General features: G+C 64.4%; 20 protein-coding genes. 10 read left to right on the plus strand and 10 right to left on the minus strand.

Annotation, left to right across the window (positions count from 1 at the left end; genetic code table 11):
- The first annotated feature begins 24 nt into the window (after positions 1 to 24).
- Positions 25 to 417: a response regulator gene (locus IB275_RS15420; RefSeq protein ID WP_192295861.1), complete on the plus strand. Its 393-nt coding sequence runs from the start codon at positions 25 to 27 to the stop codon at positions 415 to 417.
- A 65-nt stretch (positions 418 to 482) separates the two neighbouring features.
- Positions 483 to 656: a hypothetical protein gene (locus IB275_RS15425; RefSeq protein WP_167523186.1), complete on the plus strand. Its 174-nt coding sequence runs from the start codon at positions 483 to 485 to the stop codon at positions 654 to 656.
- A gap of 111 nt (positions 657 to 767) precedes the next feature.
- On the opposite strand, the gene IB275_RS15430 is transcribed toward IB275_RS15425, so the two are convergent.
- Positions 768 to 935, minus strand: coding sequence for a con-10 family general stress protein (locus tag IB275_RS15430; protein WP_081519887.1), 168 nt, complete (start codon positions 933 to 935; stop codon positions 768 to 770).
- Between the two features lie 334 nt (positions 936 to 1,269).
- Between IB275_RS15430 and IB275_RS15435 the strand changes: the two genes are divergently transcribed.
- Positions 1,270 to 1,494: a hypothetical protein gene (locus IB275_RS15435; protein WP_192295862.1), complete on the plus strand. Its 225-nt coding sequence runs from the start codon at positions 1,270 to 1,272 to the stop codon at positions 1,492 to 1,494.
- A 6-nt stretch (positions 1,495 to 1,500) separates the two neighbouring features.
- Here the strand turns inward: IB275_RS15435 and IB275_RS15440 are convergent, their stop codons facing one another.
- Positions 1,501 to 1,761 (minus strand): hypothetical protein, encoded by a 261-nt coding sequence (locus IB275_RS15440; protein ID WP_192295978.1) that lies wholly within the window; start codon positions 1,759 to 1,761, stop codon positions 1,501 to 1,503.
- A gap of 185 nt (positions 1,762 to 1,946) precedes the next feature.
- Here IB275_RS15440 and IB275_RS15445 point away from each other — a divergent pair, with 185 nt between their 5' ends.
- Entirely contained in the window at positions 1,947 to 2,186 is a 240-nt protein-coding gene (locus tag IB275_RS15445) for a hypothetical protein (protein ID WP_139791649.1), read from the plus strand.
- Between the two features lie 94 nt (positions 2,187 to 2,280).
- Positions 2,281 to 2,526, plus strand: coding sequence for a hypothetical protein (locus IB275_RS15450; protein WP_192295863.1), 246 nt, complete (start codon positions 2,281 to 2,283; stop codon positions 2,524 to 2,526).
- Here the strand turns inward: IB275_RS15450 and IB275_RS15455 are convergent.
- Together IB275_RS15455 and ssuD are read right to left on the minus strand one after the other, a co-directional pair.
- On the minus strand, positions 2,523 to 2,702 hold the full coding sequence (locus tag IB275_RS15455) for a hypothetical protein (RefSeq protein WP_192295864.1): 180 nt from the start codon (positions 2,700 to 2,702) through the stop codon (positions 2,523 to 2,525). The genes IB275_RS15450 and IB275_RS15455 overlap by 4 nt on opposite strands.
- A 161-nt stretch (positions 2,703 to 2,863) precedes the next feature.
- A complete protein-coding gene (ssuD, locus tag IB275_RS15460) occupies positions 2,864 to 4,006 on the minus strand; it encodes an FMNH2-dependent alkanesulfonate monooxygenase (RefSeq protein WP_192295865.1) in 1,143 nt (380 codons plus the stop codon).
- Between the two features lie 381 nt (positions 4,007 to 4,387).
- Between ssuD and epsC the strand changes: the two genes are divergently transcribed.
- The 3 genes from epsC (at position 4,388) to IB275_RS15475 (ending at position 9,847) form a co-directional block, all read left to right on the plus strand.
- Entirely contained in the window at positions 4,388 to 5,341 is a 954-nt protein-coding gene (gene epsC, locus IB275_RS15465; RefSeq protein ID WP_192295866.1) for a serine O-acetyltransferase EpsC, read from the plus strand.
- A 341-nt stretch (positions 5,342 to 5,682) separates the two neighbouring features.
- The gene (gene dapA, locus IB275_RS15470) at positions 5,683 to 6,549 is read left to right on the plus strand and encodes a 4-hydroxy-tetrahydrodipicolinate synthase (protein WP_192295867.1); all 867 of its coding nucleotides are present in this window, start codon (positions 5,683 to 5,685) and stop codon (positions 6,547 to 6,549) included.
- A 316-nt stretch (positions 6,550 to 6,865) separates the two neighbouring features.
- Positions 6,866 to 9,847, plus strand: a complete 2,982-nt coding sequence (locus IB275_RS15475; RefSeq protein ID WP_192295868.1) for an autotransporter family protein — start codon at positions 6,866 to 6,868, stop codon at positions 9,845 to 9,847.
- 76 nt (positions 9,848 to 9,923) lie between these two features.
- On the opposite strand, the gene IB275_RS15480 is transcribed toward IB275_RS15475, so the two are convergent.
- The 4 genes from IB275_RS15480 to IB275_RS15495 all read right to left on the minus strand — a co-directional run bounded on the left by IB275_RS15480 (position 9,924) and on the right by IB275_RS15495 (position 14,324).
- Positions 9,924 to 11,006: an ABC transporter ATP-binding protein gene (locus tag IB275_RS15480; RefSeq protein WP_192295869.1), complete on the minus strand. Its 1,083-nt coding sequence runs from the start codon at positions 11,004 to 11,006 to the stop codon at positions 9,924 to 9,926.
- Positions 11,003 to 12,541: an ABC transporter permease gene (locus IB275_RS15485; protein ID WP_225607820.1), complete on the minus strand. Its 1,539-nt coding sequence runs from the start codon at positions 12,539 to 12,541 to the stop codon at positions 11,003 to 11,005. Before IB275_RS15485 ends, IB275_RS15480 begins: the two co-directional genes overlap by 4 nt.
- A gap of 69 nt (positions 12,542 to 12,610) precedes the next feature.
- Positions 12,611 to 13,630, minus strand: a complete 1,020-nt coding sequence (locus tag IB275_RS15490) for an iron ABC transporter substrate-binding protein (protein WP_192295870.1) — start codon at positions 13,628 to 13,630, stop codon at positions 12,611 to 12,613.
- A gap of 178 nt (positions 13,631 to 13,808) precedes the next feature.
- Positions 13,809 to 14,324: a DUF4142 domain-containing protein gene (locus IB275_RS15495; RefSeq protein WP_192295871.1), complete on the minus strand. Its 516-nt coding sequence runs from the start codon at positions 14,322 to 14,324 to the stop codon at positions 13,809 to 13,811.
- Positions 14,325 to 14,637: 313 nt separating this feature from the next.
- Here IB275_RS15495 and katE point away from each other — a divergent pair, with 313 nt between their 5' ends.
- The gene (gene katE, locus IB275_RS15500; protein ID WP_494514433.1) at positions 14,638 to 16,764 is read left to right on the plus strand and encodes a catalase HPII; all 2,127 of its coding nucleotides are present in this window, start codon (positions 14,638 to 14,640) and stop codon (positions 16,762 to 16,764) included.
- A gap of 89 nt (positions 16,765 to 16,853) precedes the next feature.
- On the opposite strand, the gene IB275_RS15505 is transcribed toward katE, so the two are convergent.
- Together IB275_RS15505 and IB275_RS15510 are read right to left on the minus strand one after the other, a co-directional pair.
- Positions 16,854 to 17,804, minus strand: a complete 951-nt coding sequence (locus IB275_RS15505; protein ID WP_192295873.1) for a class I SAM-dependent methyltransferase — start codon at positions 17,802 to 17,804, stop codon at positions 16,854 to 16,856.
- Positions 17,801 to 19,174: an iron-containing redox enzyme family protein gene (locus IB275_RS15510; protein ID WP_192295874.1), complete on the minus strand. Its 1,374-nt coding sequence runs from the start codon at positions 19,172 to 19,174 to the stop codon at positions 17,801 to 17,803. The genes IB275_RS15505 and IB275_RS15510 overlap by 4 nt, the downstream gene beginning before the upstream one ends.
- Before the next feature lie 163 nt (positions 19,175 to 19,337).
- Between IB275_RS15510 and IB275_RS15515 the strand changes: the two genes are divergently transcribed.
- The gene (locus tag IB275_RS15515; RefSeq protein ID WP_192295875.1) at positions 19,338 to 20,477 is read left to right on the plus strand and encodes a carboxylate-amine ligase; all 1,140 of its coding nucleotides are present in this window, start codon (positions 19,338 to 19,340) and stop codon (positions 20,475 to 20,477) included.
- Positions 20,478 to 20,535 lie beyond the last annotated feature (58 nt).

Genomic DNA, 20,535 nt, shown 5'->3' on the forward strand with positions numbered 1-20,535 from the left:
GTACTCGACAAGGGAGAGACGCATATGCAAGCACACGACAACAAGATGGTGCTGGTCCTCGAGGAAACGCCCGAGCAACTCCAGCGCCTGGAAGAACACCTGCTCGGCCAGGGGCACGCTGTGCTCAGTGCACTCAGTGAAGATGAGGCCATCGAGCACCTGGTGTCGTCCTCGGTCATCGACCTGTTCCTGATCGACGAGCAGCTCACCGGGCCATTGACAGGCGCCGCACTGATCGAAGCCTGCCTGCCGCTGCGCCCGCGCATGCGCGTGCTGGTGCTGTCGCCCTGGGCAGAGAAGGGCGAGGAGGGCGCGCCTTACCCCGTGCTGCCCAAGTCGGCGGACCTCGACGAACTCAAAGGTGCCATTCAGCGCACGTTGCTCAGCCCGCCCGTGCAACCCTGGATGCTGAACTAGACTCCTGCGCAACAAAGGCCGTCCGATCAGCGGAACGGCCGCCTTCACCGGGGAGGAGAAGCACCATGCATGCATACCTGATCCGCTACAGCCGCAATGGCCAGTCCATGAGCACTGTGTTGCGACAGGAAAGCCTGAGTCGCGAGCAGGCACAGAAATTCGTCCGCGCACTGCATGGCCCGGTCGGGCGCGATTCGCGCTCGGATATCCAGGTGAGCGAGGTGCTCTGCACCCAGTGATCGGGAGCCTGACGCTCCATGAAAAACGGCGCCGATCCTTCGGCGCCGTTTTCGTACTTGCGCGATGTGCAACGAGCTGGCGAGCGTCGCAACGCCTCGCCAGCCCGGCGATCAGTGGCCGCTGTGGCTGCGCTGACCTCCCTTGCGGCCCGCGTCGGATGCGCGCGCCGGATCATTCTTGAAGTTGCCGCCACTGTGCTGGCCGCCTTTCCTGCCGGCTTCGGAAGCACGTTGGGGGTCTTCTGCAAAGTTGCCTTTACCGCCTCTATGTTCGGCCATGGGAACTACTCCGTGGGCAATGTATGTGAGAAATGAATAGGCGAATGCCGTGCATTCCCTTCATCCGAAACATATCGCGCAGGGGTGTTCGACTCTTTTTCAGAACGATCCGTCATGGCGGCGGCAAAAAATCGTTATATGTAAAGTCTTGCCGTCGGTCCGGGCTGGTTTATTGGCGAAGCCGGAAAATGGCCGTAGCGCCCGGCTCAAGCCGCTCAAATCGTTGACCTTTGCGCGGTGGCGACGAAATAGGCGAAACGGGTGATGGCCAGTGGCCGCGGTTCCATTCCCGGCGCAGCGGCGCAGGATAGGCGCAGCAACGCAGGAGAACCCCATGAATCCGCCAAGCTGTCTCGACGTCGCCGAACTCCTTCACCGGAGCTATCCACTGTTCGACTTCACCTGCGACCGACAGGAAGACGGCCGTTACCTGATCAGCCTGCAAAGCCGCTACACCTCCACGCCACGAACCAACGTGATCGGTATCCACGGCAATGAGCTGCGCACCGACCGACAGGTAAGAGACCTTGGCTTGGAGCTCATCTGCGGGTTGATGTAAGACGGTTCAGACGACTCGTTTGCGCAGGCGAGCAATGAGCTTCTGCCGCTGCTCGCCGTCCGCTTCCCAGACCTTGCCGTCCAGTGCATGGCAGATCAGCCAGATTTCCTCGTTGTTGAGCATCACCGCACCACCACCGGATTCCGCACGGCGCTTGCGATACGCGGCCTGTTTCTCGGCGTTGGTCATGGCGCCTTCCTTGCGGGGGCGGCCCTTGCGCGGCGCTTCGAAGGCGTCGCGAGTGGCTTTGTCCTTGGCGTCTTTCATGCTGGCTCTCTTGAAGGGCGAGTAACGCGTTACTGTAATTTGGTCAGTCTGCTGGTAACGCGTTACGAATAATAGCTGTCACTGCAGGTCCCGCCAATCGTCGGCTGGCGGGGTGGGGAAGATAAAACCGGGCTATTCCTGCAATGCACACCCACAAGCACGCACCGACAAGGAAGGAGGCTGACGTGGAACGACTGCGAAAGGTACTGATGGCCTCGGCTTTCAACGAGACCTGCGTGGTTCAGGTGCTGCGTGAGGCCGCACTCAAGGCCGCCACTCCCGATACGGCAACGGCGCTGATGGCGGCCGCGTTGTTGCTGGAACACGACGCCGAAACCCTGCTTCACGCCGCCCACCGGATCGACCTCGTCCTGCACCATGCACCTGCCGAAGGCGGCACGATCTCCCTGGTCGTGATGGACTGAGCCGCATGCCGATGGCATGGTCGCCATTCTCTTTGAACCGCCAACGCCGACGCCCGGTCAGTGCTTGAAATACAGCCAGATACCCGGAGGCGCCATGCAGGACGAATCCCTGACAAAGCGGTACCACGTCAGCTTTGTGAGAGATGGACGGGAGTTCGAATTCGAGGCCGAAGACGAGTCCATGAGCGAGGCGAGGGCGTGGAGCCATGTCGCGCGACACCTGCATATTCCGACCCACGACCTGCGCGGCTACCAGAAGCGCTACCACACCATCCGGCGCAATGTAGAGGCGCACAACGTGCAGGACGTTTCCTTTCGAGTGGCGGGGGCTGGCGACTAGGAACGTGCCTCCGGCTTGAGCGCGGCGAGGCTTGCGTCGCTGATGGTGATGCCGCAGGCGCCCAGCCACGATTCGACCTCCGCGGTGGCGTGCAACGGTCGGGGCTGCTCGGGAAATTCACCGACGTAGATGGAAAAGGCGAGGGCCTCGATGTGAGGGAGAGTTCCCGCGCGCATGAACGGATGGCGGTCCTCGCCATTGAATCGATACTCGATCAGCCAGTGCTGGGTCGTTCTGCGTCCGTGACGGTGCCGACCTGCAGAATAGCCTCTGGGCAAGAGGCCCCTGATCACTCAGGGGCAATGCCAGCCATCGGCCGAGCGCTCTGGATTGAACTTCAGGCGGCCGCTTCCGTGGTTTTCTCGTGCCCGGCGCGTACGTCGAAGGCGCCGCCGGTGAGTACGCCGTCCACCGTCACGCGGCCCTTGCCGGGCAGCAGCGGGAACACCAGTTCGGCGAAACGATAAGCCTCTTCCAGGTGCGGATAACCCGACAGTACGAAGCTGTCGACGCCCAGCGCGGCGTACTCCAGCAAGCGTTCGGCAACGGTTTCCGGATCGCCCACCAGTGCAGTTCCCGCGCCACCGCGCACCAGTCCGACACCGGCCCAGAGGTTCGGCGCCACTTCCAGCTTGTTGCGATCACCGCCATGCAGCGCAGCCATGCGCTGCTGACCGACCGAATCCATCTTCGCGTAGTTGGATTGCGCGGCGGCGATGGTGGCGTCATCCAGGTGGCTGATCAGTTCGTCCGCGGCGGCCCAGGCTTTCTCGTTGGTCTCGCGAACGATGACATGCAGGCGCACGCCGAAGCGAACCGTACGCCCCTGGCGCGCCGCGCGCTCGCGCACGTCGGCGATCTTCTCGGCCACGGCGGCAGGCGGTTCGCCCCAGGTCAGGTAGGCATCCACGTGCTTGGCGGCCAGGTCATGAGCGGCGGGGGAGGAGCCACCGAAGTAAAGCGGTGGGTAGGGTTTCTGCACGGGCGGGAAGAAATTCTGTGCGCCATTGACCTTCAGATGCTTGCCGGCGAAGTCCACGGTTTCACCTGACAGTAGACGGCGCCAGATGGTCAGGAACTCGTCGGAAGCGGTGTAACGCTCATCATGGCTGAGGAACACGCCGTCAGCCTCCAGTTCAGTGCTGTCGCCACCGGGGACGACGTTGAGCAGCAGCCGGCCACCGCTTGCCTGGTCGAGGGTCGCGGCCTGGCGCGCCGAGGCGGTGGGGTTGCCCAGAGAAGTGCGCAGGGCCACCAGTAGCTTGATGCGCTGGGTGACCGGCACCAGGCTGGCGGCGGTCACCCACGGATCGAGGCAGCTGCTGCCAGTGGGGATCAGCAGGCCGTCATAGCCGAGCTGGTCGGCGGCCACGGCGATCTGCCGCATGTATTCGTTGGTGGCCGGGCGGCCGCTGCTGGAATGACCCAGGTAGCGGGTGTCGCCGGAAGTCGGCAGGAACCAGAAAATATCGAGACTCATGGGATGTCCTCGTTGCCATCGTCGAAAGGGGGCGTCGCCCCATTGGTGCACGCGTGGCAAGTCTTCATTGGAATTCGGGCCCGGCAGCCGTCGTTGTCGGTGCGTTCGGTCAGGCAGAAAGAGAAGAGTGCGGCTGCATGGCGGGCATTGCACGGCAGCAAGGCCTGTGCCAGAGCGGGAGGCCACGGTTTTCGCGCTTCTGACGGCAAAAGGGTGTTGCCGCAGCAACATCACTGTTGATTCGCTGTTGCTGCAGAAACACTTCGTCCTACGAAAAAGGCATTAGGTTATGCCTTCCGGCGATTTGTCCTGCGCGGCGCGACCGATCAGGATAGGCAATCGTGATTGAAAGCCCCCGTGAATCAAGGAATACAGCAAGCGATGAACGACGCCAATCGACTGAACGAGAATGGCCCGGTGAACTGGCAACTGGCGCAGATCGTCGAGGACCTGCGTGGCGCCCGCAATGAATGGCGCAGCCGCACGGGCCGCCACCCGGAGCAGGGCGGTCGCGAACTGCCTTCGCGCCAGTCCATCGAGGAAGTGGTGGAGCGCCTGGCCAGCGCGCTGTTCCCCATGCGCCTTGGCCCGAATGACCTGCGCGAAGAGAGCGAGGACTTCTTCGTCGGGCATACCCTGGACGCCGCGCTGAATGCGCTGCTGGTACAGGCCCGGCTGGAGCTGCGCTACAGCGCGCGGCAGCGCGGTGATGTGGTGGACGGCCGGGTCGATGAGCATGCCGTGGTGCTGGTGCGCGACTTCGCACGCGCGCTGCCGGAGATGCGCAGGCTGCTCGACGCCGACGTGATGGCCGCTTACCAGGGCGATCCTGCTGCACGCAGCGTTGACGAGGTACTGCTGTGCTATCCGGGCGTGATGGCGATCATTCACCACCGTCTCGCGCATCATCTGTACAACGCCGGCCTGCCGCTGCTGGCGCGGATCATCTCGGAGCTGGCCCACTCGGCGACCGGCATCGACATCCACCCTGGTGCGCAGATCGGCAGCAGCTTCTTCATCGATCATGGCACCGGTGTGGTGATCGGAGAAACCGCGATCATCGGCAAACAGGTGCGCATCTATCAGGCCGTGACCCTGGGTGCGAAGCGCTTTACCTCCGACGAAACCGGCCAGCTGCACAAGGGCGAACCGCGCCACCCGATCGTCGAGGACGAAGTGGTGATCTACGCCGGCGCCACCATTCTCGGCCGCGTGACCATCGGCAAGGGCTCGACCATCGGCGGCAACGTCTGGCTGACCCGCAGCGTTCCGCCGGGCAGCCAGGTCAGTCAGGCCAGCCTGCAGCACGATGAAAGCCGTTGCGGAAAGGACTGACCGGCACTACCTGCGGACACGCAAAGCGAAGCGGGGGAGTTGACAGCTCTCCCGCTCCTTCAGCAGTATCCGTCAGACATTTCGCGCAACCTGATATTGGGTAAGAGAGCTCCATGTTCTCCATCTTCAACCACTCGCTCTCCGCTTCGGGCTTCCTTGCCCGGGCCTGCGCGTGCGTTGTCGTTGCCAAGAAATCGAAGAAACAGTCGCTCATTTGACCGGGGCGCTGTCCCGTCAGATGGGCTGACAGGACACAAGGCGCAAGGTCGAACCTCCCTCCCGCTTGATTCCCGCATCCCTCCCTGACGGCGACCCGACGGTCAGCCAACAGGAGTTTTTGCATGTCGAATTTTCGTGGGATCTGGGTGGCACTGGTCACTCCCTTTCGTGATGGCGCGGTGGACTACCCGGCGCTGCAGGGGCTGGTAGCGCAGTTGCTGGAACAAGGCGTCGCGGGCTTCGTGGTCTGCGGCACCACAGGCGAGGCGGCCGCGCTGAGCCATGAAGAGCAGCTGGAAGTGCTCGATGCCGTGTTGCAGTGGGTGCCCGCGCAGCAGGTGATCATGGGGCTGGCAGGCAACAATCAGCGCGAGCTGCTGGCCTTCCTGCAGGATATTCAGCGCCGCCCGGTGGCGGGCGTGCTGGTGCCGGCGCCGTACTACATCCGCCCATCCCAGGCCGGGTTGGAGGCGTTCTTCCGCACCGTGGCCGACGCCGCCAGCGTCCCGGTGGTGCTCTACGACATTCCCTACCGCACCGGCGCGCGCATCGAGCGCGAGACGCTGCGCCGCATCGTGCGCCACCCGAACATCGTGGCGATCAAGGATTGTGCGGGCGATGTGGAAACCACCCTGGCGTTGATTGCGGACGGACAGGTCTCGGTGCTCACCGGCGAAGACCTGCAGATCTACACCAACCTCTGCCTGGGCGGCGCCGGCACCATCTCGGCTTCTTCCCATGTGCGCGCCGATCTCTATGTGCAGATGTTCCGGCAGATGGAAGAGGGCGAGCTGATCTCCGCGCGACGTACTTTCTACCGGCTGTTGCCGTGGATGCAGGCGGCTTTCGCCGAGCCCAATCCTGCTGCCGTGAAAGGTGCGCTGGCGCTCCAGGGGCTGATCGCCAACGAGGTGCGCGAACCGATGCAGGCTTGCACGCCGACAACGCTGGAGCGTCTGAAAAGCGTGCTGGCGGAACTGGCCGACTAGGCGCTGCCGGCACGCACCCAGTGCTCCGGCTCGAATGCCTGCGCGGATTCTGTACAGGATAAGCTACAAGAATGCGCCTGGTAACGCGTTACCTTGAATCAAGCGATTTTCGGGTAACGCGTTACGATCGTGCCAGTACCGGCGTGCCGGAAATTCGCAGAAAACCCAGTAATGACGGGTGTTTGATAAATATTGAGTTCTGCTGACAACATTAAATCCCCCCGCTGTTAACCGTTCGCATCTCCTGTTCAAGCCGTGATCTAAGCTCGCCGCCGCTTCAACCCTGTAACAAATAAAACACACCGAGCGGGATCACATGAAGTCCTCCTATAAGCGCCATGGAATGCAGCGCACTTGCGTGCGTGCGCCTCAACTTTCTGCAATCACTCTTGCCCTCGTCGCAGCGAACCTGGCTCCCCAGGTTGCCTGTGCAGGGGGCTATACCGCCTCCAACCAGAGCGAGTTGCAGGCAGCGGTCGTCGCCGCCAACGCCGACGCCGACAGCAGCTCCACGATCAACCTGACCGCCAGCTTTTCCTTCACTGGCGCGACCCTTGTCACGACGAAGTCCATCACCATCGATACCCAGGGCTTCGTGCTGACCAACATCTACAGCACCATTCCGATCAATTCGAATTACACCTTCGAAGGCACCTACGTCGGCGCGGCGAGTGCAACCACGCCGGGATATGGCCTCGCCGTTGGCAATGGCGTGTTCGTCAATAACGGCACGGTGACCGGCGGCCAGGGCATTGGCAGCAACGTCTCCGGCAATACCGGCCTCGCCGTTTCGACCAGAGCGACGCTCACCAACAACGGCACGATAACCGGCGGCGCTGCGACCAATTTCAATGCGTCCAGCACCGGCCTGGGTTCGGGGGTCTCGCTGGCGAGCACCGCTTCCAGCCTGGTGAACTCCGGTAGCGGCGTCATCGTTGGCGGGACCAGCGACGGCGGCGTGTCTGCCGCAGGGGTTTTCAATGGAGTGTCGGTCGGCACCAGTATCATCAACCAGGGCCTCATCCGCGGCGGAGCCGCTCTGAACGGCGGTACCGGCGGCATGGGCATCCGCCTCACACAGGGCACCAGCACGATCACCAACTCCGGGCTGATCGAGGCCGGTGACGGTGCTGCGGCGATCTACATGTTCAGGCCCACCGGCAACCTCACCATCGTCAACTCCGGGCGTATCCATGCGGGCAGCGGTTATGCCAACGCCGTCGAGTTCGCCACCGGCGCCGGCCTTTCGACGCTGGAGCTGCAGGCAGGCTCGGACATTCGCGGCAATGTAATCGCCAGCGCGACCAATACCGCCGATATCTTCCGCCTGGGCGGGAACCTCGATGACCAGTTCGACGTATCCAGCCTCGGCGCGCAGTATCAGAACTTCGATATCTTCCAGAAAACCGGCAGCAGCACCTGGTCGCTGATCGGCGACAGCACTGTCACTGCCCCCTGGAACGTACAGCAGGGCACCCTGCAGCTCGGCAACGGCGGCACCAGCGGCACCCTCGCCGGCGATGTAGTCGTCGACAGCGGCGCCACCTTCGCCTTCAACCGCAGCGACACCTATACCTTCAACCGGCAGATCACCGGTGCGGGTGGCGTGGCGCAGAACGGTAGCGGCACTACGCTCCTGACCGACGTCTACACCTACACCGGCCCGACCACTGTCAACCTTGGCACCCTGGCCATCGACGGCTCGATCACCAGCCCGCTGACGGTGAATGCCCTGGGCACCCTGTCCGGCAACGGCACTGTGATCGGCAACGTCAGCAACAGTGGCACTATCACCCCGGGCGGCGGTTCCGGCGTGCTGACCATCGATGGCGACTACATCGGCAATGGCGGCGTGGTGGCCGTCAACACCGTGCTGGGCGACGACAGCTCGGCGACTGGCCGCCTGGTGATCACCGGCGATACCTCCGGCACTGGCACCATCCGGGTCACCAACGTCGGCGGGCTGGGCGCACCGACCGTGGAAGGCATCAAACTGATCGACGTCCAGGGCCTGTCCAACGGCCTGTTCACCCTGGCTGGCAACTACACCTATCAGGGCCAGCCGGCTGTCGTGGCGGGCGCCTACGCCTATCGTCTGTACCAGAACGGCGTGACGGCCTCCAATGACGGCGGCTGGTACCTGCGCTCCTCGCTGGATGCGCCGGTCACTCCACCCGTGACTCCGCCAGTGACTCCGCCCGTCACGCCACCCGTGACCCCGCCTGTTGAGCCGCCCGTGGTGCCGCCGGTAACGCCTTCGGTGACCCCGCCCGTAGTCCCCCCGGTGACGCCGCCGTCCGGACCGCTGCTGGCGCCGACAGTTGCCCTGTACGAGAGCTACTCCAGCGTCCTGCAGCGCTTCAACGAACTGGGCACCCTGCAGCAGCGCGTCGGCAACCGCTACTGGCAGCCGGACGCCGAGCTGCAAAGCGAAGCGAAAGATGGCCGGCCTGCCATCGGTCGCGGCGCGTGGGTGAGGGCAGAGGGCTCCGATTCGCAGATCGACCCATCGTCCAGCACCAGCAGCGCCAACTACGACGTACACCTGTGGAAGTTCGAAGCCGGCTTCGACGCACCGGTTTATGAGAGCGACGCCGGCACCCTGGTCGTCGGCCCGACCCTGCATTACGGCACGGCCAACTCCAGCGTGGCCTCGAAGTACGGCGATGGCTCCATCGACGTCACCGGCTACGGCTTCGGCGGCGCGGCCACCTGGTACGGCAACGACGGCACTTACGTCGATGGGCAGGCGACCGTCAGCTGGTTCGACAGTGATCTGCGTTCCTCGCAGCTGGGCAGGAAACTGGAGACCGGCAACCGTGGCAACGGCGTCGCTGCCGGCGTCGAGGTGGGTCACCGCGTGGTGCTCAACGACATCTGGTCGGTGACGCCGCAAGCTCAGCTGAGCTGGTCGCAAGTGCGCTTCGATTCGTTCACCGACGACTACGATGCCAAGGTCTCCGACGACAACGGCGATAGTCTGGTGTCGCGCCTGGGCGTATCCCTGGACCGCGAGACCCAGTGGACCGGCAGCAACGGCAAGACCAGCCGCTCGCACCTCTACGGCATCACCAACCTGTACTACGACTTCGCCAACGGGACCTCGGCCGACGTGTCGGACCTGCACGTGAAGAGCGAGGAACAGGCGCTGTGGGGCGGTCTGGGCGTGGGCGCATCGCTGAACTGGGACGACGACCGCTCAATGCTGTTCGGCGAGTTGCTGGGCCGTACCAGCCTGCAGGACTTCGGCGACAGCCACTCGGTCGGCGCCAAGGTCGGCGCGCGGGTGATGTGGTAAGCGCAGGCTAGTCTGTGGAAGACCTGCCCGGCAGCATCCGCAAGGACGCTGTCGCGCGGGTCGTCAGGGCCGCCTGCTAGTGGGCTTGCACCAGCCTGTCTGCAGTGAAGGAGTGAGCGGCGCCACTGACAAGGATGTGGACTCGCGCGCCCGGCTCGGGGCAGTCCATTGCTGGCACCCGGACCGGAATCGTCAGTTCGTCTTCCGACAGGGGAGCCTGGAGTTGGACCATCACCGTGCACTTGTCGCCGCCAAAGTCACTGCCCACCACGACGCCGTAACAGCCGTCGGCACTGTTGGGGAAAAGCGTGCTGCGGCTCAGATGCAGCTGTTCGGGGCGCAGCAGTATCTTTGCATGCCCGTTGAGCGCGGCGTTGCCCGCGATCACATTGCCCAGCGCACAGCGGGCCCAACCGTTGCTGACATGGGCGCGAAACACCAGGGCATCCCCCAGGAACGCGGCGGTTTCCTCATCGGCGGGCCGCAGATAGAGGTCCTTCGGCGCCCCGGCCTGCACCAGCCGCCCCTGGCGAATGACCGCCAGCTGATCGCCAAACGACAGCGCTTCCTCCTGGTCGTGGGTCACCAGAATGGCGGTAACCCCGGCATCGCTCAGGACTTTCGATACCGCCTTGCGCATGGACACGCGCAGGCCGCTGTCCAAGGCGGAGAAGGGCTCATCGAGCAGCATCAGCTTCGGGCTTTGCGCCAGCGCCCTGGCCAGCGCGACGCGCTGCTGCTGGCCGCCGGACAGTTCGTGGGGCCAGCGGCTGGCCATGGACGCATTGAGCGAGACCATTTCCAGCAGTTCCTGGATTCGTCGGTCGCGATTCTCCGTCCCCCTGGGCAGGCCGAAACCGATGTTCTCGGCCACCGACAGGTGAGGAAACAGCGCGCCGTCCTGCGGAACGTAGCCGATGACCCGGCGGTGTGCCGGGACGAAGGTGCTGTCACCGGCAAGCGTCACCCCGTCGAGCGTGATCGTCCCCAGGTCAGGTACCTCGAAGCCGGCAATCAGCCGGAGCAGGGTGGTCTTGCCCGATCCCGACGGGCCGACAATCGCGGTGCGGCCGCCGCTGGCCACGGTCAGGTTGAAGTTCTCGATCGCTGCATAGGCGCCAAAGAACCGGGACACGGACTTCAGTTCGAGTGTGCTCATCGACCTGCTACTCGCTTGGATTGGTGGTAGAGAATCCCGGTCAGGGGGAGGGACAGCAGAATCATCAGCAGGGCGTAAGGCGCCGCCGCGGCGTAGTCGATCTCGCTGGTTTTCGACCAGAAGGCGGTGGCCAGCGTCGAGGTGCCACTGGGCGACAGGAGCAGCGTCGCAGTGAGTTCGTTGACGATGGCCAGGAACACCAGGGCGACGCCCGCTGCGGCGCCCGGTGCGGCAAAGCGGACGGTGACACCCCACAAGGCCTGCATCGGCGTGCGGCCCAGGCTGCGGGCGATGTTCTCCAGTTCGACCGGCGCCTGGGCAAGCCCTGCGCGCAAGCTGACCAGGGCGCGCGGCAGGAACATCAGCACATAGGCCAGCAGCACGGTGAAAACGGTCTGGTACAGCGGCTGGGCGAAGCGGATCGTGACGCTGACCAGCGCCAGGGCAATCACGATCCCCGGCAGCGCACTGGCCACGTAGTTGCTGCCTTGGAGCAGGCGCTGGAAGCGGCTCGGCGCGCGGACGGAGATCCAGGCGATCGGAACGGCGGCAATGGTGGTCAGCAGTGCTCCCGCCGCGCCCAGCAGCAGGGTCTGGCCCAGGCAGTTCAGCAACTCCTGCGAGCTCCAGACCGCGACTCCGCCTGCCTTGAGCCACTTGCCCAGGGTAATCAGCGGGACGCCCAGTGAGGCTGCGGTGAACGCCGCGCAGATCGTCAGCACCAGCGCCGAACATCTCCAGCCCAACCGGTACTGCCGGGGAGAACGCGGGCTGCCGGCGCCGATGCGTGCATAGCGTGCGGAACCCCGCGTGGCCGACTCCAGGCTCAGCATCATCAGGCAGCCCAGCGCCAGGACGCCGGCCAGCATGTTCGCCGCCGGGCCACTGAAGGACGACTGGAACTGATCGAAAATGGCGGTGGTGAAGGTGTCGAAGCGAATCAGCGCGAACAGGCCGTATTCCGCCAGCAGATGCAGCCCGACGAGCAGCGCGCCACCCCAGATCGCGACACGCAACTGCGGCAGCACGACCCGCAGGAATACCTTGAACGGGCGATCACCCAGCGACTCGGCGACATCTTCCAACACAGGATCGAGCCGTCGCAGTGCGGCGGCAGCCGGCAGGTAGATGAAGGGCGAGTAGGCGATCACCGAGACCAGTACTGCCGGGAACAGCCCGTGGATAGAGGGGGCGAGGCTGATCCACGCGTAGCTGTGGACGAAGGCAGGGATGGCCAGCGGAGCCACGACCAGCAAGGACAACAGGCGTCTTCCGGGAAGGTTGGTGCGCTCGGTCAGCCAGGCCATCGCGATACCGTGGAGCACGCAAAGCGGGACGGTCAGCACGACAAGCAGCAGTGTGTTGTACAGCAACTCTGCAACTCGCGGGCGGAACACCAGCTTGGAGATCAACGGGATACCCGCCTGGACGCCGGCAGTGGCCACGAAGGCCAGTGGGAGCAGGGCGAATGCCGAAATCAGCAGTGCAGCGCCCAGCACCCAGAGCTGGCCCGAACCGTTTCGCCAGCGGCGCAGCGTTGATAGACGCGACTTGTTCCTGGCGTCTCGCAGGCGCGAATCCGGCCCGAGCTGTTGCGCCGTCACTTAGAGCAGGCCCGCCTGGATCATGAGGTCCACGACCTTCTGGCTGTCCAGCCGGGAAGCGTCGATGACCGGAGCATCCAACTGGTCCAGCGGGACCAGTTCCGGGTTCGACGGCGCACCGTCGCCAACCGCGTACTCGAAGGAATTGCCGTCACGCAGAATGGCCTGGCCCTTGGGGCCGGTGATCCATTGCAGGAACGCCTGGGCTTGCTTCTGGTGCTTGCTCGAAGCCAGGACACCGCCGCCGGACAGGCTGATGAAGGCGCCGGGGTCCTGGTGCCTGAAGTAGTGCAAGGCGGTGTTGCCGCTGTTGTCGCCAGTCCGTGCCTGGTCGCCGAAGTAGTAATAGTGGTAGATCACGCCGGAATCGATCTGCCCGGCGTTCACCGCCTTGAGCACGGCGTTGTTGCCCCGGTAATTCCGCGCGCCGGCTTTCAGCGCCTCGAGCCAGTCGAGCGTCACGGCTTCGCCCTTGAGTTCCAGGAGCGCGCCGACGATGGCCTGGAAGTCAGCCCCGGCGGGTGATGCGGACCAGCGTCCGATCCACTGCGGCTCGGCCAGTTCCAGCAGCGATTTGGGCAGATCGGACTCCTTCACCCGGTCCTTGTTGTAGGCAAAGACAGTGGAGCGGGCAGCGATGCCGACCCAATGACCCTGGGCTGTTCTGAACGGTGCGGCTACCTGGGCGATAGTGACCGGGTCGACGGGAGCGAAAAGCCCGGCGTGATCGACGAGCATCATCGCGGGGGAGTTCTCGGTCAGGAAAACATCGGCCGGAGATGCCTTTCCCTCCTGGACGATCTGGTTGCCCAGCTCGATATCGTCGCCTTTGCGCAAGGTAACCTTGATCCCGGTGCCCTGGGTAAAGCCTTCACTCCAGGCTTTGGTCAGCGACTCGTGCTGGGCATCGTAAACCACGATGCCGTCGTCATCCGAAGCCGCCAGCGCCGATTCCGCGCCCAGCAACGCCGTGCTTCCGATCGCCACCAGAATGGCCAGCGAGGCTCCGCACAATTTCATCAAACGCCGCTCCAATCAATTCGAGAGTGGCGGCGATATTCGCCTGAAGGCTGTTAAGAAATTGTCGTTCTCATTTGACGGGGCTTGGCGAGAGGCGATGGAGGGTTCTGCGATGCAGCTGAACCCTCGGGGCTAGCTGCACGCTGAACGATAAGCGAGGGGAACACTCGCTCCCTGGCTAACTGGAAGGGTGCGCCTTGACCAGATCCCGGGCCATTTCCAGGTGCTGCTGGAGCACGGGCAGGGTCTGCTGGGCGAAGTTCTTGATGTCCGCGTCTGCGGCATTGTTGGCTGCGTCGGTGAAGACCTTCACCGCTTCCTCGTGAGCGCTGACCTGGTTGTTGGCATAGGCTGCGTCGAACGACTCCTCGCGCACGTCGAGCACCTTGGCCTTCGCCTGGCTGGTCAGGCTGGCGCTGTCGGCGAGCTGCAGCTGGTGCTTTGCGGCGAGCGACTTCAGCGTGGCATTGGCCTTCTCGTGATCGTCGATGATGTGCTGTGCGAAGGTTTTCACATCGGCAGACTGGCTCTTCTTCAGCGCCAGTTTTGCAGCGTCGATCTCTGCCATGCCGGCGGCTGATGCTTCGCTGACGAAATGCTGGTCCTGTGCAGACTTCTGCTCCGCCATCACCGGGGCGGCGACGAGGAGGAGGGCGCACAGTAGTCCGTTCCGCAGATGGCCTGTCATGTTCATGGTGATTCCTCTGATCGGATGAGGCCCCGCGAGCAGGGGGCATGTCCGGATGACGAGCCTGGCCGGGGAGCGTTCAGTGCTGAGGATGAACGGTCGTGAGCGAGGGAGTGGCCGCTCGAAGAGCAGTTTGTCGCGTGGGACGGGCGGTCAGCGGTTGCAGGGGCCGCAGGCGAGGACGAAGGCGGTCGCTCTCGGCGCAGGTCGAGCGAATATGTGAACTCTCAGAGGCAGGTCTGTCCCATCAGGTAGATCCAGGCGCGGCTGTCCTTTCATGCCGCGCACTGATTCGAATCCTGATGAGGAGGACTCTACCGTGGCCAAACCCACCGCAAAGAAGAGCCGATTGGCGGGCACCGAGACTATCGACCGGGGCAACACCAATGAAAAGCTGGAAGCCCTGGAGCGCTACCGTGAAGACGCGACTGGCGAGGCGCTGACCACCAACACCGATGTGCGCATCGCCGACAACCAGAACAGCCTGCGCGCCGGCGAACGCGGCCCTTCGCTGCTGGAAGACTTCATCCTGCGGGAGAAGATCACCCACTTCGACCACGAGCGGATTCCCGAGCGCATCGTCCACGCCCGCGGTGCGGCGGCTCATGGTTTCTTCGAGTCGTACGAGGACTGGAGCTCGCTCACCAAGGCGTCGTTCCTGGGCAAGGCCGGCAAGCAGACGCCGGTGTTCGTGCGCTTCTCCACCGTACAGGGCCCGCGCGGCTCCGCGGACACCGTGCGCGACGTGCGCGGCTTTGCCGTGAAGTTCTACACCGACGAGGGAAACTACGATCTGGTGGGCAACAACATGCCGGTGTTCTTCATCCAGGACGCCATCAAGTTCCCCGACTTCGTCCACGCGGTGAAGCCCGAACCGCACAACGAGATGCCCACCGGCGGCTCGGCCCACGACACCTTCTGGGACTTCGTCTCGCTGACTCCGGAGTCGGCGCACATGGTGATGTGGGCCATGTCGGACCGGGCGATTCCCATCTCGCTGCGGCACATCCAGGGCTTTGGCGTGCACACCTTCCGCCTGATCAATGCGGCAGGCGACAGTTCGCTGGTGAAATTCCACTGGCGGCCTAAATCCGGCGTCTGTTCGCTGCTCTGGGACGAGGCGCAGAAGCTTGCCGGCAAGGACCCGGACTTCCACCGCCGCACACTGTGGGACGACATCGAGAGGGGCGATTACCCCGAATGGGAACTGGGCGTGCAGGTTATCCCCGAAGCCGATGCAGACCAGTTCGACTTCGACCTGCTCGACCCAACCAAGCTGGTGCCCGAGGAACGGGTGCCGGTGAAGCTGCTCGGGCGCATGGTGCTCAACCGCAACCCGGACAACTTCTTCGCCGAGACCGAGCAGGCCGCGTTCCACCCCGGCCATATCGTGCCCGGTATCGACTTCAGTAACGACCCGCTGCTGCAGGGCCGACTGTTTTCCTACACCGATACCCAACTGCTGCGCCTGGGCGGCCCGAACTTCAACCAGATCCCGATCAACCAGCCGCTATGCCCGTTTCACAACAACCAGCGCGACGGCCTGCACCAGCACATGCTGCACAAGGGCCGCGCGGCCTATGAGCCGAACTCCATCGATGACGGCTGGCCGAAGGAAACGCCGCCAGCCGCGCGCCAGGGCGGTTTCACCAGCTACCACGAGCCTATGACAGGCGCCAAGGTGCGGGTGCGTGCCGATTCCTTCGCCGACCACTTCAACCAGGCGGCGCTGTTCTATCACAGCCTCAGCGAGGCGGAGCAGGGGCATGTCGCTTCGGCCTATGTGTTCGAGCTGTCCAAGGTGGAACGGATGCCGATCCGTGAGCGCGAGGTAAACGAAATCCTCGCCAATATCTGCCCGGAACTCGCGGAGAAAGTCGCCAGCCAGATCGGCGTGAAAGTCACCCACAAGGCAGCCAGGGTGCCACAGCCCAAGCCGTCACCGGCGCTGAGCCAGGCCAACCTGCTCGCCGGGGATATCCGCTCGCGCAAGGTGGCGATCCTGATCGCCGATGGCGTCAGCGAGAGTGATGTGCGCGACCTGAAAGATGCGCTCGAGAAGGCAGGAGCTGCCGGCAAGCTGATCGGTCCGAGCACCTCGCCGGTAAAGGCGGAAGGTGGTGCATCGCTGACTCCAGACGCCAGTTGGGATGGCTTGCCGTCAGTGGCCTTCGATGCGGTGTATGTCCCCGGCGGCGCCAAGGCGACCCAGCAGATCGGCGGTGACGGGCGTGCGCTGCATTACCTGCTGGAAGCCTACAAGCACCTCAAGCCGCTGGCCTTCTGCGGCGATGCGCAGGCATTACCGGGGCAACTCGGTCTGTCGCCTGACGAGGGCATCGTCGAGGGGCGCACGGCAGCGGATGTGTTCGCGGCTTTCGAGAAGGCGCTGAAGCTGCACCGCATCTGGGCGAGGGAGGCGCAGGTGACGAAGATTCCGGCTTGAGTTGGCCCTGCAGGAGCGGTCGTGTCCCGCTCCTGCAGGTCAGAATGCAGGGTGAATAACGCCGGCAGCGTTATCCGCCTGCTAAAAGATCAGCCCAGCCGTTTTACCGTCAGCGTCACTGCCGCAATCCGCTCGGCCTGCTGGTAAGCCGAGCTGTCCAGCTCCTCGCCGAACACATCCGGGTCCATCTCCTCGTAGTGCCAGCTCACCGGACGATCGATCAGTAATGCGTCCAGCTGTCGGCGCAGGGGCGCCTCGCCGTTGACCACCGCGGCGCCGGTATAGAGCAGCAGGGAGCCGCCGACGTTCAGGCGTTGCAGGGCGGTTTCGACGATGCGCAATGACAGGCCTGCGCCAAATGCTCCGCCACCATGGCGGTAGGTGCGCTCGTCCGGATCGAGCAGGTACGGCGGGTTGGCGACTATCAGGTCGAACTGCCCCTCGATGCGCTCCAGCAGATTGCTCTGGCGAATCTGCAGGTCATCGATGCCGGCGAGATAGGCGTTGGCACGGGTGAAGTCCAGGGCGCGCGGATTGATGTCCACGGCGGTGACTTCTGCCTCCGGGAAGGCCTGGGCGATGAGGATGGCGCCGGGGCCGGCACCGCAGCCGATATCCACGGCGCGGCGCACATTGCCGGCCTCACCACTCTGGAAATACTGGTGCAGCGCGTGGGCGAAACGGTAGGTGTCCGGGCCGAAGAACACCGCGTCAGTCTCCAGCGTCGGGTAGGCGGAGTGGGCGAACAGCTGGTCGTCCAGACTCGACCAGCGCACCGCGCTGCGCCATTGACTGTCCTGGCGCTGCAGCAGTCCGCCGGTTTCCAGCAGGGCGAGCATGCGCTCGCTGACTAGCGCGTCGGGGAACAGCCGGCTCCAGCCGAACACGCCCTGCAGATCGCCGGCCAGCTGGTTTTCCGGCCGGGCGTTGACGCGCGCGTGGGTCGCGGGGGTGACCGTGGTGAAACGGTAGTCTTGCGCCTGCAACTCCTGCCCCAGGGTGATCAATGTCTCCAGGCGCGAGTCGAAGAATGTAGTCATGGTTCGATCCCCAGTTTGTCGGTGTAGATGCGCGTGGCCAGCAGCCCGGCTGGTGTCCAGTGGCGGTGCGGAGCCATGAGAGCGACCAGGCGATGCATGCGGCTGCGCGGCGAAAGCGTGGACAGCTCGTTGAGCAGGGCGCGCTCCTCGGTGGCGAACTCCGAGCGTGCCGACGGTGGGGCGGCGCTGGCTTTCTCGCTACCGCCCCAGGGATTGCGTTGCGCAGGCTCGCTCCAGTCGCCGGCGATCCAGTCGTGCAGCAGCTGCCGCTCGTAGGGATTGAACACACCGAACATGGCCGCGCTGTCTCCGGAGATCAGGCCCCAGAGACGACTGTTGGCGGGGTCCTGGTGGCGCCTGATCCAGCCGAGTTGCTGCAACGCAGCAAGAAATTCGCCCATGCGCCCGGGGCCGGCCATCCACTGGTTCACCGTGCGCCCGCCGATGCGTGCACGGTCATCGTGCATCTGCCTGGCGAAGGGCCGCTTGCGCTCAAGCATGGCGACCACTTCGGCTTCCAGGTCGAAACCATCGAGCAGCTGTTGGTTGGATAGCCCCGCGTCGTTGAGTCGGTATCCGGCGTGCACGCGGCGCAGGAAAGCGCCGCGATCGGCCAGCTGCGGCAGGTTGGCTTCCAGCGCCTGCAATGCCTTGCGACCGTGACCGGTGGCAGCGTTGTCGATGGTCACGTGCAGGCGGAAGTACTCCGGGTCGATACCCAACTCGCGCAGTTCGCAACTGGTGATCATCAGGTGCAGCGGCGGCAGCTCGTATCCCAGGTTGTAGCCCAGCACTTCGGGCAGGTAGTCGTCGGACAGATAGCCCAGCGCCAGCTGCAGGGTGCCTTGCAGGTAATGCGCATCGCTCAGGTCGGGCGGGGCATCGCAACCCAGGCTGTCCAGCAGGCGCTGGTACACCAGCACGTGGTTGCGCGCGGGGATACCGTGGCCCAGCTCTTCCAGGCAGGTATGTACCAGCGGCAGCAGGCGCGTGTCGCTCCAGTGGTCGAGCACACCGTAGAGCCAGGCGCCGTCTACCCGCTTGGTGGGAGCTATGGCCTGGAGGAAGTGCAGGGCATGGGCGCGGTTGGCGAAGTGCCGACGCGGTGCGCCTTCCCGGCGCTCGCTCAGGTAGGTGGCATAGCCCTGTGCGCTGCGTTCGGCGCGGTTGGACAGCCAACTGTCCCAGCGTTGCGGGTCGGCGGGCAGCTCGTCGTCGTGGGCAGCCCGCAGGTCCAGCTGTGTATCAAGAAGCGTGGCTGCACGCTCCAGGCAGTCCTGCGGAGTGCGCAGCAGGGACTGATAGAGATCGCGGATGGAGCAGTGCTCGCGGTACGAGGCGACAGCATTCCGGGAGGCGGGTGGCGTCATGCGGGGCTCCTCGTTGGAAAAAACGGGACGCTTTCTCTTGCGAGTGAGCGGGCGAACAAAGGTTTCAAGTAAACGCCAAAGCGCAGGGGGCGAAGAGCGGAAAGACTGAACGCCACTGGCGACGGCGCGTCCCAGCCGTAACCGCCATACCGCGAGGTCCGCCATGCCAGCACGCCCCGCGTTGCCCCGCTTCGGGATCGAGGAGGAGTTCTTTCTGCTCGATCCCACCAGTCTGGACCTCGCTCGCGACGTGCCACTGGGCTTTTCCCATGCCTGCCGTGGCGTACTGGGCGAGGAGGTCGCGGAGGAAATCTTCCAGTGCCAGTACGAACTGGTCAGCCCGGTCCTGCGCCAGCTCGACGAGGCAGCCGCATTTCTGAGTGACCGCCGCTGCCGATTGCGCGCGATATCCCGTTCCCACGGGCTGGAAACCCTCTGCGTCGCTGCCCATCCCTTCACCCATGCGCACCGTCAGCCCCCGGCGTTCCGCGCGCGTTACCAGCGGTTGTTCGAAGAGGCGGGTGTGGTGGCGCGGCAAAGCTTGCTCTGCGGTCTGCATGTGCATGTAGAGGTGCGCGGCATCGACCGTGTACGCGTGATGAACCGTGTACTGCCCTGGATGCCGCTGCTGCTCGCTCTGAGTGCGTCATCGCCGTTCTGGGACGGGCGTGACACAGGACTGGTCAGCTATCGCCAGTCGCTCTGTGGGGAGTGGCCGCGCATGGGGCCCCCCGCGCAACTCACCGATGAGTCTCACTGGCGGCGCTACATTGCGTTGCTCCTGCAGTACGGTCTGATGCACGAGCCCGGTCACGCCTGGTGGTTCCTGCGGCCCTCGGCGCATTACCCGACCCTGGAGCTGCGCATCCCCGACGCCTGTCCGCGGATCGACGATGCGCTGTGCATCGCCGGCCTGTTCCGTCTGCTGGTCAGCCACGCGCGGGAGGCACACGAACCTGAAGAGCCGAACTGGCAGCGAGCCTTGCTGGCGGAGAATTTCTGGCAGGCTCGGCGGCATGGCTGCGCGGGGCACTTTCTGGTGGAAGGCGATCAGGTGGTCAGTGCGCGGGATTGGCTCCAGCGAGCGGAGGTGGCCGTTGAAGATTGGCTGGACGACGAAAGTCAGCGGCTGTTCGCCCATGCCGCCAGGATCATCGAGGAAGGCAACAGCGCGGATCGGCAGCGCATGGCCTACCAGTCAGCGCGTGGCAAGGGGCAAACCGATGCGGCTGCGCTGGTTGCGGTGGTGCACCATCTGCTGGCGGAGAACCGGTTGGCGGCCGGTGCAGTAGCGGGTGGCTGACTGGCGGATGGCTTGCCGTCCTTGCCGATCCTCCCGGCAGAAAACCTGAACTCCAGCG

It is taken from the genome of Pseudomonas sp. PDM21, assembly GCF_014852505.2.
In the GTDB taxonomy this organism is placed as follows: Bacteria; Pseudomonadota; Gammaproteobacteria; order Pseudomonadales; family Pseudomonadaceae; genus Pseudomonas.

Coding starts and splice junctions, on each gene's coding strand:
- IB275_RS15420 (WP_192295861.1), top strand. CDS start 25: ATGCAAGCACACGACAACAAGATGGTGCTGGTCCTCGAGGAAACGCCC.
- IB275_RS15425 (WP_167523186.1), top strand. CDS start 483: ATGCATGCATACCTGATCCGCTACAGCCGCAATGGCCAGTCCATGAGC.
- IB275_RS15430 (WP_081519887.1), bottom strand. CDS start 935: ATGGCCGAACATAGAGGCGGTAAAGGCAACTTTGCAGAAGACCCCCAA.
- IB275_RS15435 (WP_192295862.1), top strand. CDS start 1,270: ATGAATCCGCCAAGCTGTCTCGACGTCGCCGAACTCCTTCACCGGAGC.
- IB275_RS15440 (WP_192295978.1), bottom strand. CDS start 1,761: ATGAAAGACGCCAAGGACAAAGCCACTCGCGACGCCTTCGAAGCGCCG.
- IB275_RS15450 (WP_192295863.1), top strand. CDS start 2,281: ATGCAGGACGAATCCCTGACAAAGCGGTACCACGTCAGCTTTGTGAGA.
- IB275_RS15455 (WP_192295864.1), bottom strand. CDS start 2,702: ATGCGCGCGGGAACTCTCCCTCACATCGAGGCCCTCGCCTTTTCCATC.
- ssuD (WP_192295865.1), bottom strand. CDS start 4,006: ATGAGTCTCGATATTTTCTGGTTCCTGCCGACTTCCGGCGACACCCGC.
- epsC (WP_192295866.1), top strand. CDS start 4,388: ATGAACGACGCCAATCGACTGAACGAGAATGGCCCGGTGAACTGGCAA.
- dapA (WP_192295867.1), top strand. CDS start 5,683: ATGTCGAATTTTCGTGGGATCTGGGTGGCACTGGTCACTCCCTTTCGT.
- IB275_RS15475 (WP_192295868.1), top strand. CDS start 6,866: ATGAAGTCCTCCTATAAGCGCCATGGAATGCAGCGCACTTGCGTGCGT.
- IB275_RS15480 (WP_192295869.1), bottom strand. CDS start 11,006: ATGAGCACACTCGAACTGAAGTCCGTGTCCCGGTTCTTTGGCGCCTAT.
- IB275_RS15490 (WP_192295870.1), bottom strand. CDS start 13,630: ATGAAATTGTGCGGAGCCTCGCTGGCCATTCTGGTGGCGATCGGAAGC.
- IB275_RS15495 (WP_192295871.1), bottom strand. CDS start 14,324: ATGAACATGACAGGCCATCTGCGGAACGGACTACTGTGCGCCCTCCTC.
- IB275_RS15505 (WP_192295873.1), bottom strand. CDS start 17,804: ATGACTACATTCTTCGACTCGCGCCTGGAGACATTGATCACCCTGGGG.
- IB275_RS15510 (WP_192295874.1), bottom strand. CDS start 19,174: ATGACGCCACCCGCCTCCCGGAATGCTGTCGCCTCGTACCGCGAGCAC.
- IB275_RS15515 (WP_192295875.1), top strand. CDS start 19,338: ATGCCAGCACGCCCCGCGTTGCCCCGCTTCGGGATCGAGGAGGAGTTC.